This is a genomic window from Rhodococcoides fascians A25f, from assembly GCF_000760935.2.
Classification (GTDB): Bacteria; Actinomycetota; Actinomycetes; order Mycobacteriales; family Mycobacteriaceae; genus Rhodococcoides.
This window is the reverse complement of record NZ_CP049744.1, coordinates 4,943,963-4,956,302: the sequence shown is the minus strand read 5'-3', so window position 1 is coordinate 4,956,302 and position 12,340 is coordinate 4,943,963. Positions and strand designations below refer to the sequence as shown.

13 protein-coding genes are annotated in these 12,340 nt (G+C 64.6%); 7 read left to right on the top strand and 6 right to left on the bottom strand.

Going from position 1 to position 12,340, the window contains the following annotated elements:
- Positions 1-130 precede the first annotated feature (130 nt).
- Together BH93_RS23235 and BH93_RS23230 are read right to left on the bottom strand one after the other, a co-directional pair.
- The gene (locus BH93_RS23235) at positions 131-1,582 is read right to left on the bottom strand and encodes an alpha,alpha-trehalose-phosphate synthase (UDP-forming) (protein WP_032376219.1); all 1,452 of its coding nucleotides are present in this window, start codon (positions 1,580-1,582) and stop codon (positions 131-133) included.
- Between the two features lie 53 nt (positions 1,583-1,635).
- A complete protein-coding gene (locus BH93_RS23230) occupies positions 1,636-1,809 on the bottom strand; it encodes a hypothetical protein (protein WP_008710019.1) in 174 nt (57 codons plus the stop codon).
- Positions 1,810-1,913: 104 nt separating this feature from the next.
- Here BH93_RS23230 and BH93_RS23225 point away from each other — a divergent pair, with 104 nt between their 5' ends.
- From BH93_RS23225 to BH93_RS23210, 4 genes are all read left to right on the top strand, one after another.
- Positions 1,914-3,662, top strand: coding sequence for an ABC transporter ATP-binding protein (locus BH93_RS23225; RefSeq protein WP_242459043.1), 1,749 nt, complete (start codon positions 1,914-1,916; stop codon positions 3,660-3,662).
- The gene (locus BH93_RS23220) at positions 3,659-5,407 is read left to right on the top strand and encodes an ABC transporter ATP-binding protein (protein WP_037172828.1); all 1,749 of its coding nucleotides are present in this window, start codon (positions 3,659-3,661) and stop codon (positions 5,405-5,407) included. Before BH93_RS23225 ends, BH93_RS23220 begins: the two co-directional genes overlap by 4 nt.
- 69 nt (positions 5,408-5,476) lie before the next feature.
- Entirely contained in the window at positions 5,477-6,043 is a 567-nt protein-coding gene (locus BH93_RS23215) for a TetR/AcrR family transcriptional regulator (RefSeq protein WP_037172825.1), read from the top strand.
- Position 6,044: 1 nt separating this feature from the next.
- Complete coding sequence (locus tag BH93_RS23210) at positions 6,045-6,533, top strand: FBP domain-containing protein (protein WP_037172823.1); 489 nt, start codon at positions 6,045-6,047, stop codon at positions 6,531-6,533.
- Here BH93_RS23210 and BH93_RS23205 read toward each other — a convergent pair whose 3' ends face one another.
- The gene (locus tag BH93_RS23205) at positions 6,534-7,301 is read right to left on the bottom strand and encodes an NAD(P)H-dependent oxidoreductase (RefSeq protein ID WP_037172822.1); all 768 of its coding nucleotides are present in this window, start codon (positions 7,299-7,301) and stop codon (positions 6,534-6,536) included.
- A gap of 89 nt (positions 7,302-7,390) precedes the next feature.
- Entirely contained in the window at positions 7,391-7,570 is a 180-nt protein-coding gene (locus BH93_RS23200) for a hypothetical protein (protein ID WP_143545235.1), read from the bottom strand.
- A 126-nt stretch (positions 7,571-7,696) separates the two neighbouring features.
- On the opposite strand from BH93_RS23200, the gene BH93_RS23195 reads away from it, so the two are divergent.
- Both BH93_RS23195 and BH93_RS23190 read left to right on the top strand, forming a co-directional pair.
- Positions 7,697-8,653, top strand: coding sequence for a GlxA family transcriptional regulator (locus BH93_RS23195; protein ID WP_197914470.1), 957 nt, complete (start codon positions 7,697-7,699; stop codon positions 8,651-8,653).
- Between the two features lie 103 nt (positions 8,654-8,756).
- Positions 8,757-10,055 (top strand): HNH endonuclease signature motif containing protein, encoded by a 1,299-nt coding sequence (locus BH93_RS23190; protein ID WP_052064966.1) that lies wholly within the window; start codon positions 8,757-8,759, stop codon positions 10,053-10,055.
- Positions 10,056-10,144: 89 nt separating this feature from the next.
- On the opposite strand, the gene BH93_RS23185 is transcribed toward BH93_RS23190, so the two are convergent.
- Positions 10,145-10,798, bottom strand: a complete 654-nt coding sequence (locus tag BH93_RS23185; protein ID WP_032405548.1) for a hypothetical protein — start codon at positions 10,796-10,798, stop codon at positions 10,145-10,147.
- A 30-nt stretch (positions 10,799-10,828) separates the two neighbouring features.
- A complete protein-coding gene (locus BH93_RS23180; RefSeq protein WP_037173378.1) occupies positions 10,829-11,356 on the bottom strand; it encodes a hypothetical protein in 528 nt (175 codons plus the stop codon).
- 92 nt (positions 11,357-11,448) lie between these two features.
- Between BH93_RS23180 and BH93_RS23175 the strand changes: the two genes are divergently transcribed.
- The gene (locus BH93_RS23175; protein ID WP_032376225.1) at positions 11,449-12,258 is read left to right on the top strand and encodes an alpha/beta fold hydrolase; all 810 of its coding nucleotides are present in this window, start codon (positions 11,449-11,451) and stop codon (positions 12,256-12,258) included.
- The last annotated feature ends 82 nt before the right edge of the window (positions 12,259-12,340 follow it).

The window sequence follows — 12,340 nt, the reverse complement described above, 5'->3', positions numbered from 1 at the left end:
GGGTTCGGGGGTGCTGTCGTCCAGGTGGCCACGATGCCCACCTCCTCACGTGAAAACGCATGAACTCGATACATGAAAAGAAACCGTCGACGGCAAAGTTACAGCCGTCGACGGTCGGAAGGAAAGCGATTTATCGCTGCGTGGGGTTCGAGCCTTCCGCAGGTTGGGCGAGTGCGGTCAGGAAGGAGCGGGCCCAGCGGTCGACGTCGTGGGCGAGAACCTGCCTGCGCATGGCGCGCATGTGTCGCTTTCCTGCCTCGGGTTCCTGCTCGAGCGCGCCGATGATGGCGTCCTTCACGCTGTCCAGGTCGTGTGGATTGCACAGGTACGCCTGGCGCAGTTCGGCTGCCGCACCGGTGAATTCGCTGAGCACCAACGCGCCACCGAGATCGCTGCGGCAGGCCACATACTCCTTGGCAACGAGATTCATGCCGTCGCGCAACGGGGTGACCAGCATGACGTCGGCGGCGACGAAGTAGGCCAGCAGGTCGTCGCGGGGGATCGGTCGGTGCAGGTAGTGCACCACCGGATGCCCCACCTGGCCGTATTCGCCGTTGATCCGGCCCACCTGCTGCTCGATCTCGCCGCGCATCGCTACGTAACTTTCGACGCGTTCCCGGCTGGGCGTGGCCAACTGCACGATGACGTTCTCGGCGGGGTCGACGCGGCCCTCTTCGAGCAACTCGCGGAAAGCGTTGAGCCGGACGTCGATTCCCTTGGTGTAATCGAGTCGATCGACGCCGAGCATGATGCGCTTCGGGTTTCCCAGGTCCTTGCGGAGTTGCTTCGCACGATCACGGACGGCCTTGGAGCGAGACTTGGTGTCGAGGTCGCCCGAGTCGATGGAGATGGGGAAGGCCCCGACACGCACGGTCCGGAAGCCGACCTGCACGACGCCGAGCTTGGACCGCACTCCGACGGTTCCGCGGGACGTGGTTCCCCCGGCGAGGCGTCGGGCAAGGTAGAGGAAGTTCTGTGCGCCGCCGGACAGATGGAACCCGATGAGGTCGGCACCGAGGAGTCCTTCGACGATCTCGGTGCGCCACGGCATCTGCATGAACAGCTCGATCGGCGGAAACGGGATGTGCAGGAAGAACCCGATGGTCAGATCGGGGCGCAGCATACGAAGCATCTTCGGGACGAGCTGGAGCTGGTAGTCCTGGATCCAGACCGTCGCGCCCTGTGCCGCCGCCTCGGACGTCTTTTCGGCAAAGCGGCGATTGACCTCGACGTAGGCGTTCCACCAGTCGCGGTCGTACTCCGGTTTGACGATGACGTCGTGGTAGAGCGGCCACAGGGTGGCGTTGGAGAACCCCTCGTAGTACTGGGTGTACTCCTTCTCGCTGATCGGGACCGGTCGCAGCTGCAGGTCGTCCTCGACGAACGGCTCGACGTCGACGTCGGACACGCCGACCCATCCCACCCAGGCACCCTTGTTGGCGCGCAGGATCGGCTCGAGGGCGGTGACCAACCCGCCGGGGCTTCGCTTCCATCGCGTGCTTCCGTCCGGAAGCTTTTCCAGATCGACGGGCAACCTGTTGGCTACGACGACAAAATCCGAACCCTGCGAGGCGTCAGCCACAACTGTCCAATCCGCTTGTAGATCTCTGGGGAAAACAGCCCTGCGAAAACCTGTCAGTCGGTCTTCGCTACGGGGTCTATACCCAGCATCGACAACAACATGCGGCATTCGTCGGCATCGGTCGCGTAGGCGGCGACGACGCGCTGAGCCTGGCTGGCCGTCTCGTACTCGAGTGGGACGATGTCTTCGTCGGCGATGTCGTTGTCGGTGGAGGTCTTGGCAGGCATGGTGTTCTCCGTACTCTCTGCTGGACTTACGTGGTGTTCCTGGCCACGACTCTATGTAAATGTGGCACCCCATCGCCAGTTCCCGATACCTTAGGCTGCAACAAATGACCGATTCTGTGCCGCTCCGCCCTGCTCGAACGGTGGTGGAGGGCCCTCCTCCAGCCACCGGCTCCGCGATTCTGCGCCGCACGGTACGACGCCATCGCGCTCGCTTGATCGGCTCGTCGATGCTGTTCGGGGTACATCAACTGTGCGAAACGATGGTCCCGGTGGCCATCGGTCTCATCGTCTCGCGGGCCATCGACACCGGCGACGTCACGGCGATGATCGTCTCGCTGATCGGGCTCGCGGCCCTGTTCGTCACGCTGTCGTACGCGTGGCGCATCGGTGCTCGCATCATCGTCGTCGCGATCGAGCGGGAGGCGTACCTGGTGCGTATCGAGGTTGCCGGACGCGTCCTCGATCCCCGCGGACTGCGGACCGAGCTGTCGGCGGGGGAGCTGCTGACGGTGTCGACGTCGGACGCCGAGAAGGAGTCGTGGATCCTCGATCTCATCGCGCGAGTCTTCGCGTCCGTCGTGGCGGTCGTGGCGTCGGCGGTGGCATTGCTGGTCATCGATATTCCGCTCGGCCTGGCCGTCGTGATCGGCACGCCCGTGATCCTGATCGCGCTGCAGCGCCTCGCTCCACTGCTCACTCGTGCGGCCACCGCGCAGCAGGCCGAGATCGCAGGGGTATCGGGGATGGCCACCGATCTGGTCAGCGGAGTACGGCCCCTGCGCGGTATCGGTGCCGAGAATGCCGCGACCGAGCGATTCGTGACGTCGAGCCGAACGGCATTGGCGGCAACGCTGAAGCTGGCCCGCGCCAACAACGTCTATCAGGGCCTCGCGGCGGCGATCAACGCGCTACTGGCCGTCGGAATCGCAGGAACCGCAGGGTGGTTCGCGTTGCAAGGCCGTATATCGGTCGGCGAGCTGATCACCGTCATCGGCTTGTCCCAGTTCGTCATCGAACCTCTCACCGGGTTGTCGAAGATTCCCGGTGTGGTGGCGATGGTGCGCGGATCCGCTGATCGGCTTGCCCTCGTGCTCGGCGCGGAACACGTTCTACCGCAGTCGGAGTCCGCGGATCCGATAGGCACCGACCTTGCCGTCGACGACGTTCGGTTCCGATCGCTCGACGGCCTCGCCTTCCGGGCTGCGCCGGGCGAGATGCTCGGCGTGGTCTGCTATCGGCCGCAGGACGGCGAAGCGATCGCCGCTCTGCTGTCCGGCCAGATCTCCGAGTCCGATTACACCGGAACGGTGCGTATCGGTGGCATCCCGACGGGGCAGATCGATCTCCGACGCGCCCGCGAGACCGTTCTCGTCGAGCCGCACCTGACCGACCTCTTCGCCGGCACCGTCCGCAGCAACGTCACCGCCGGACGCGAGCGGCCCGAGGCCGAACTCGACCGAGTACTGCAGGCCTCCGCGGCCACTGACGTCGTGGAACTGCACGAAGCCGGCCTCGACCACGCCGTCACCGACCGCGGAGCGAGCCTGTCCGGCGGACAACGCCAGCGAGTCGCCTTGGCCCGGGCGCTGTCGGTCGATGCCCCGGTGCTGGTGCTGCACGACCCCACGACGGCCGTCGACGCCGTCACCGAACACGCCATAGCCCGCGGTGTCGCCGAGCTGCGGCACGCAGGTAGCACGGCGCAGACGACGATCCTCATCACCACCAGCCCTGCGCTGTTGTCGGTGACCCATCGCGTGCTGGTCGTCGACGGCGGATGCGTCGTCGCCGAGGGAACGCACCACGATCTCGCGTCCTCGGACGCGCAGTACAAGGACACGGTGCTGCGATGACGACCCCCGAACTACTTCCGATCGCGACCGGGGCACGGTCCGGGAAGTGGCTGCTGGAACAGCTGCGACTGCGCAAGGCGCGAACGGCGGTGACGCTGCTCCTCGGCGCGATTGCCGCAGGGATGTCGCTGGTGCCGGTGTACGTGCTCGGTGTGCTGGTCGACCGTGTCCGGGACGGAGCCGACACCTCGACGATCATCGGCGTCGTCGTGGTGATCTCGGTAGCTGCGGTGATCGGCGGAATCGTCACCGGATTCAGCGGCTATCTGATCAGCACACTCGGCGAGGGAATCCTGGCCTCGCTGCGCGAAGCCGTCGTCCGTCGCGCTCTGCATCTGCCGGTGGCGACGTTGGAACGAGTAGGCAAGGGCGACTTGCTCTCTCGGGTTGGCGACGACGTCGCAGTGATGGCGAAGTCGATCGGTGAAGTGATCCCGCAGCTCGTCGGAGCATTCCTGCTCGTGTGCCTGAGCATGATCACAATGCTGGGAATCGACTGGCGTCTCGGCCTCGCCGGACTGGTGGCACTGCCGATGTACGTGCTGGCGCTGCGGTGGTATCTGCCGCGGTCGGCTCCGCTGTATGCGGCCGAACGCGTCGCGATGGGCGAGCGTGCGCAGTCGTTCGTCAGCAGCATGCAGGGCGCAAAGACGGTGCGCGCGTACGGACTCGAGTCGGCCCATCTGAGCGACATCGACCGGTCGTCGGCCAAGGCCCGAGACATCGGCCTCGAGGTCTTTCGACTCTTCACCCGCTTCGGCTCGCGCAGCAACCGTGCCGAATGCGTAGGGCTGTCGGTGATCCTGCTGGCCGGGTTCTTGCTCGTACGAGGCGATTACGTCACCGTCGGTGAGACGACGGCCGCGGCCTTGCTGTTCCACCGCCTGTTCAATCCGATCGGTACGTTGCTGTTCACGTTCGACGATATCCAGTCTGCCGGTGCGTCGTTGGCCCGCCTGGTCGGCGTCGTCGACATTCCCGACGAACGACCCGTGGGCAACGGTTCCGTGCCCGCCGACGCCACCCTGGACGTCACCGATCTACGGCACGCGTACGAGGAGGGTCACGATGTGTTGCATGGAGTGAACCTGCGCGTCGCTGCGGGTGAGACGGTGGCGCTCGTGGGGTCCACCGGTGCCGGCAAATCGACGATCGCGGCCATCGCGGCCGGTTCGATCGCGTCGACGTCCGGGTCGGTTCGCGTCGGCGGCGCAACGCTGGACGCGCTGGGCAGTGAGGGCTTGCGCCGACACATCGCAATCGTCAGTCAGGAAGTGCATGTCTTCGCCGGCCGGTTGATCGACGACGTGCGGTTGGCTGCGCCGGACGCCGAACGCGCCGACGTCGAAGCCGCGTTGCGGACCGTCGGCGCGTGGGGGTGGGTCGAGGCGCTCGAAGACGGACTCGATACCGCCGTCGGTGAGGGCGGGCACCAGTTGACCGCGGCACAATCGCAGCAATTGGCCTTGGCGCGACTGGTTCTCGCCGACCCGGCCGTCGCGGTGTTGGACGAGGCCACCGCGGAAGCGGGCAGTTCCGGTGCGCGAGAACTCGAAGCTGCCGCCGAAGCCGCGACGAAGGGTCGCAGTACGTTGATCGTCGCGCATCGCCTGACTCAGGCCGCTGCGGCCGACCGCGTAGTGGTGCTCGAACACGGAAAAATCCTGGAGCAGGGTCCGCACGACGAGCTGGTCGCGGCCGGTGGACGGTACGCACAGTTGTGGGAGGCGTGGCAGGGTCGCTGATTGGTTTAGCTATTTGCCTATAGGTATTAGTTTCGGCTACGGTCTTCTCGAACAGAGGAGGTGGCCGGCATGGCACGCGCAGGATTGACCGCGCAGCGCATCGTGGCAGCAGGAGCGGATCTGGCCGACGAGGTCGGCTTCGATCGCGTCACTGCCAGCGAGTTGGCGCGACGCTTCGACGTCAAGGTGGCGAGCCTGTATTCGCACCTGAAGAACTCACACGAGTTGAACGTCGGCATCGCGCTGCTGGCGTTGGAGGAACTCGCCGACCGGGTGTCGGAGGCTCTCGCGGGCCGGGCAGGCAAGGACGCGTTGGTTGCCGTCGCGAACGCATATCTCGACTATTCGCGTGAGCATCCCGGTCGCTATGCGGCGACGCAGTTTCCGCTCGATCACGAGACCGCTCTTGCGAGTGCGGGAGTGCGTCATTCGGCGATGATGAAGGCGATCCTCCGGGGGTACGACCTGGGCGAAGAGGATCAGGTCCACGCAGTTCGATTGCTCGGCAGTGTCTTTCACGGCTATGCCAGCCTGGACGCGTCGGGCTCGTTCGCTCACAGTGCACCCGACTCGCAGCAGTCCTGGGCACGCATCCTCGACGGAATCGACACACTCTTACAGCACTGGAGGCAGTGACATGGAACCCATCTCCGAACGCGACATCAGGTCGTCGTTCGTCAATTCGTCCAAGGGCGACGCCAAGCGGGTCACCCTTCCCGAGGCTTTCGACGCAGTACCGTGGGACGATCTCGACTTCTTCGGTTGGGTGGATCCCAAGCTCGCCGGAAGAAGCTACATCGTCGTGCCTTCCGGGGACGCTCCGCGCGGAATCGCGTTGCGCTACAAGCCCGGAGGGCCGCGCACGGCGCAGATGTGCAGCATCTGCCTCACCACACATGCCAACGGCGGGGTCTCGCTGATGGCTGCTGCGAAGGCCGGAGAATCCGGCAGGCGTGGCAATACTGTGGGTACCTACATCTGCTCGGACCTCGCGTGCTCGCTCTATGCGCGAAAGAAGAAGACCCCGGCGTTGGGTCGGCAGTTCAAGGAAGACTTCGATGTCGGGACCCGCACCGCTGCAGTCGAAGACAACATCGGTGCGTTTCTCGCTCGCATTCTCGGTTGATCAACTGATGGTGTGTACTCGGATGCCGGTGACCCCGGCCTGGACTTCGGCGCGCAGCACGAATCGCCGGTCGTAGTCGCCGCCGTTCTGGGTGCGGTAGGGGATGGGCTCCTCGGTGTGCAGACTCTTCACTCGCTGGAGGAGTTCCGATTCCGCTGCGGCGTAATCGGACTCGGCCATCCGGTCGGCGCTCGCCACGAGCATCGGAGGCAAGACGGACATGCCGGTATAGAACAGGATGCCGTGCTGAATCGGGTACAGCATCTCGTCCAGGTCGCCGTTGATGCCGCGTGGGGAGACGGTGTGTTCGCTGCCGCCCATGCTGACCACGACCATCGCACGCTTTCCGGCGAGCATTCCGTCGCCGTAGCGCCGGGTGCTGCCGTCGGATGTCCTGATGCCGTATCCGAATCCCTCGACGAACACGCGATCCACCCAGCCCTTTATGATCGCGGGCATCGAGAACCACCACAGCGGAAACTGCAGTACAACGGCGTCGGCGCGCAGCAGCTTCTGTTGCTCGGCGACGATCTCCGGGGCGAGGGTGCCGGCTGCGAGGGCTGTGCTGGATGCGGTCGCCACCTGGAATCGCTCGGTCGGATCGTGGGCGTAGTCCTCAGCGGTGACCACCGGATTCCACTGCATCGCATACAGATCCGACTGCTCGACGGTATGGCCGTCGGCGCGGAGTCGCTTCAGTGCTGCGTCTCGCAGAGAGCCGTTCAGTGAGCGGGCTTCTGGATGGGCGTAGACCCACAGGATGTTCATGCACTCGATCCTGGGTCAGTAGGCCTGCGGACAACAGTGGCATAAATGACAACTTGTGCAAGATTTCGGCCACAATCTGTGTGGCGCGGCTACCCGTGTCGGCTCGCGCGCCGCGGCCGCAGTGTTGTGATGAGCCAGGCCGCTGCCGCGACGAATGCCAGTCCCCAACCCGCAATTCCCGCCCAGGGCAGATCCAGCCGTGGGACGGCAAGAACCCCGACGATCACCAGAGCCGCGAATATCGGCGAAAGCGTGCGCTGTTCCCTCATCTTTCGAGCCAGCTCCTGTTCGTAGTGCCTGCATCGGACGACGCGGTCGTCCACGTCGCCGAGTCAACAGTAAACCGGGAGGTTGGTCGGAGCGCCAGAGGAAATGCCACGTGGCAGGATTCGGCCATGACGCATCGTATTGCTGTCTACGTGCGCGACGGCCTACTCGCCATGGAGTTGGGCATCGTGCACCGCCTGTTCGGGCAGGCGCAATCAGATTCCGGCGAGCCGTTGTACGAGGTGGTCACCTGCACTGACGTGCCAGGTCTGATCAGGACCGACTCCGATGTCCGGATACTCGTCGAACGCGGGCTCGACGCCGTGGCCGAGGCCGATACCGTGATCGTTCCGGCCTCCGACGCCGACTATGAGACCGACGTCGCAGCAGTCTCGCCCCTGTTCCGTGTGGTGACGAATCAGAGATTGGCGTCCATTTGCACAGGCGCGTTCGTTCTCGCCGCGGCCGGGCTGCTCAACGGCAAACGGGCTACCACGCACTGGAAGTCGGCCTCCCGATTCGCCGAGCTGTATCCGACGGTCCTGCTCGATCCGAACGTGCTCTATACCGAGGACGGCAACATACTGACGGCCGCAGGGGAGGCATCGGGAATCGATCTGTGTCTGCACATGATTCGTCAGGATTTCGGTGCGGCATTGGCCAATCGGGTGGCCCGAGGAACCGTCGTGCCACCCCATCGCAGCGGCGGTCAATCGCAGTACATCGACACCCCGGTACCGCGGACGCACGGCACATCGACGGCGGACGCGCAGGAGTGGTCGCTGAGTAATTTGGGTGCGCCACTGTCGGTGGAGGACCTGGCGCGACGGCAGTCGATGAGTGTTCGGACGTTCTCCCGCCGATTCATGGCCGAAGTCGGTGTCTCCCCGGCCCGTTGGATCGGGGCGCAGCGGGTGCAGCGAGCGCGAGAGTTACTCGAGAACACAGACCTGACCATCGAACGCATCGCGCACGACACTGGATTCGGCACCGCCACATCGTTGAGAAACCAGCTTGCCGCGGAGCTAGGTGTTTCGCCCAGTGCATACCGGGCGACGTTCAGGGTCGGCGGTCGACTCGCCTAGCACAGCTCACCGACAAGTTGCTTATCTCGAATCATGAAGCACGGCAATAGTTTTCAATTTGACTATCATTGCGAGTCGAACACATGTTCGATACACTTGGTCCATGACAACGGAGATCTGGCAACTGAGCGAGGCAGAACTCCTCGCCGACGCTGCTGATGTCTCCCACCAAATCCAGTTGATGGAAGCCCGACGCATCGCCCTCGTCGCCGAAATCGACACTCGCGTGGCCCGCGAGAAACTCGGATTCCCCGGACCCGCAGGGTGGTTGACTTCCACCACCCTGCTCACCCCCAGCAAAGCCACCAAGATCGTTGCCCTCGCCCGCGGACTGAAGAACTTCCCCGATATCGCCGACGCCGTCAACACCGGCGTGATGTCCGTCGACCATGCCGCGTTGATCCTCACCTTTGCCGAAACCCCACCCAAGAACCTCCCACAGGAGGGTCGCGACATCGCCCGCGCTGCCATGATCAAAGCTGCGACCGGACCCGGCGCACGCACCGACCGCATCCGCGAAGCGATCACCAAACTCGAGGACACCTACGGTGGCAAGAAGCCGCCACCCGAAGACGCCGACCGCAACGAACTCTTTGCCTCGAAGACCTTGAACGGGCGGCTGGCGCTCAAAGGTGACTTCGACGCCATCACCGGAGAAAAACTCCTCGCCGCACTCTCGCCGTTGACCGAACCCCGACCCGCCGCCGACGGCACCCAGGACGAACGCAGCCCCGCCAGGCGTCGAGCCGAAGCATTCGGGCACATCCTCGACCGCTACCTCGCCTCCAGTAATCGGCCCACCGAAGGCGGGGAGAAGCCGCACGTCAACCTGCACATCAGCCTGCGTGACCTCACTGACCTCCGCGGCGCTGCAGCGGGTGGCAGTGGCAGTGGCAGTGGTCGTGACGGCGCTACTGGCCCCACCGCGGATCGTCGCGCGTACAGGGACTTGTTCGGTGACGGCACCACCGTCGGGTGGCTGCCGTGGATGGGACCACTCTCTCGTGAGACGTCCCGGCAGCTGGCCTGCGATTGTCTTCTCACCGCGATCGTCATGGACGAGAACGGTTCCCCGATCAATCTGGCCCGCACCGCCCGCACCGTCACCGCGAAACAGAAACGCGCGTTGACCGCCCGCGATCACGGGTGCGCGTTCCCCGGTTGCGGGAAACCCGCAGCCTGGACCGAAGGTCACCACATCTGGCACTGGACCGATGGTGGCCCCACCGACATGAACAACCTCGTCCTGCTGTGCGGATTCCACAACCGACTCATCCACCACAGTGACTGGGAAGTGTTCATCGGCGCAGACAACCACCCGTGGTTCGTACCGCCGGCCACCGTCGACCCGTACCGACAACCCCGGCAATCCCACGCCCGAGCCGGCCCCCACATCGCATAACCAGCTGAACCGAGACCAGCCCCGCACCGGGAACACGGTGCGGGGCTGGAAGAGGTTGACCAAGAGGTCAATTCGAGTGAATTGAGAGCTCAGTCCTTGTTCTTCTCGGCGATGAACAGCTTCTCGATGCGCTCTGCTTCGTCTTTCTTGGCGTCAGCTTCCTTGGAACGCTCTGCAGCCTCGGCCAATTCGGCCTCGGACGGCGCTGCGGCCAGCTTCTCCTGCTTGTCGACCTGAGCCTGCTGAGCCTTCTTGCGATCCTCGGCTGATTTTGTCGCTGCCGCAGCCTGCTCGTCGGCCTTCTTCTTCTTGGCGGCGGCTTCACGCTCGGCTTCCTGAGCAGCCTCGCGCTTGCGCTGCTCTGCTTCCTGGCGAGCGTCACGTGCTGCTTCCTGGGCAGCGGCGTCGGCGGCTCGGCGATCTTTCTCTGCAGTCTCGCGAGCCACCTTCAGCTCGTCGTCCGCAGCGGCCTTCTTGGCGCGGGCCTCGGCGTCCAACCGAGCTGCCTCTGCTCGGTTCTCGGTGCTGTCGACCAACGTCTCGCCGCGATCCGCGAGGCTCTTGTCGCCCAAGAGGTTTCCGACGGCGCGGTCCAAGGACCCGAGTGTGTGCTCGTACACCAGGCGGGCGGGTGATTCCGCATTCATCTTCTCGACCACGTTGGTCTCGATGAGCTGCAACGGGATTCGAGCGATCTTGTACTGAATGCGAAGAATGGTCATCGGTATGGCTAGGACACTCATGAAACGAAACTCCTGGTTTGCGGTAGTGGTTCAGGCTTGGTTGCGGAGCTCTTCGGCCTTCTTGCGATCGGCCTCGGCTTGACGAAGTGCCTCCTGGTGCTTCTGCGCGGCCACCATTTCGTCGGAGTCCGCAGCGGCCTGCTCGATGCGCCTGTCCTCGTCGGCTTCGATCTGCTCGGCGGTGGCGTCCACCTCCGCGGCTGCGCGCTCCTGCGCCACGGTCTCGCGCTTGTTCTGCTCGGCCGCAGCCACCTGGGTCTCCCGTACGCGATCCGCGTTGGCCTCGGTCACCGCGGCGTTCTTCTCCGCAGCTTCACGCCGGCTTTCGGCAGCTGTGCGCACGTTGGCCAGTTCCTCGCCGGCATCGGTGGCCTGAGCCTCCGCTACCCGCTCGGTGGCGTGCGCCTCCTTGCGCTCGCGCGCTTGGGCGGCCTGCAACTGACCCTCTGCAGTCAATGAGTCGTTGCCGGTCACCGCGCCCACGACCTCTTTGGCTTTGCCCTTGATTCCGTCGAGCAATCCCTTGCGTGCTTCGCCCGCTACGTTCTCGTCAGTCATGTAACTGCAGGTACCCACTGGCTGTACGAGTAACCCCGTGTCGGTCCCGAACGATACGATCGCCGACGAACGCATCAGCAGTGAGGAGACCTATGCCTATCGCCAAGATCAACGGCATCGACATCAATTACCAGGTCAAAGGCAGTGGAGACCTGGTGGTTCTCGTTATGGGTACCGGCAGCCCCGGACGCGTGTGGGAGCTGCATCAGGTGCCCGCTCTCACAGCAGCGGGGTATCGGGTGTGCACGTTCGACAATCGCGGCATCGCGCCGTCGTCGGAGAGCACTCACGGCATCACGATCGAATCCATGGTCGCCGATACCGCGGGCCTGATCGAACTCGTCCGCAACGGCGAGGAGAAGGCCTTCGTCGTCGGCACGTCGATGGGTTCACGCGTCGCGCAGGAGCTGGCCTTGGCCAGGCCTGACCTGGTGCGCAAGGCCGTGTTCCTCGCCGGTCACGCCAGAGTGGACGAGTTTCAGAAGACCCTGGCCCACGGTGAGCGGGCTCTCTACGACAAGCGGGTCGAGCTCCCCGGCACGTACTCGGCGGCGGTGACGGCAGTGATGAACCTGTCGCCTGCGACGTTGCGTGACGGGCGCAGTGCCCGCGATTGGCTGGATTTGTTCGAGTTCTCGGCCTCCTCGCCCTCGGCCGGAGTGCGTGCCCAGCTTGGGATGGAGGACGACTTCGATCGAACTTCGGCTTACCGGGGGGTGTCGGTGCCGTGCCTGTCGGTGGGGTTCGCCGACGATCGGATGATCCCCGCCTACCTGGGCAAGGAGCTGGCGGACGCCATTCCAGGTGCCCGGTACGTCGAAATCGCAGATGCCGGCCACTACGGATATCTCGAGCGTCCCGAGGCAGTCAATGCGGAATTGCTCGGCTTTCTGAAGGCCTGACGGCACCACAGCCCGACCTGCGTTGCTAGGGTCGTGTGGCACCTCACGGTGCAGACTTACCAAACAAACGTTCGCGACGAGT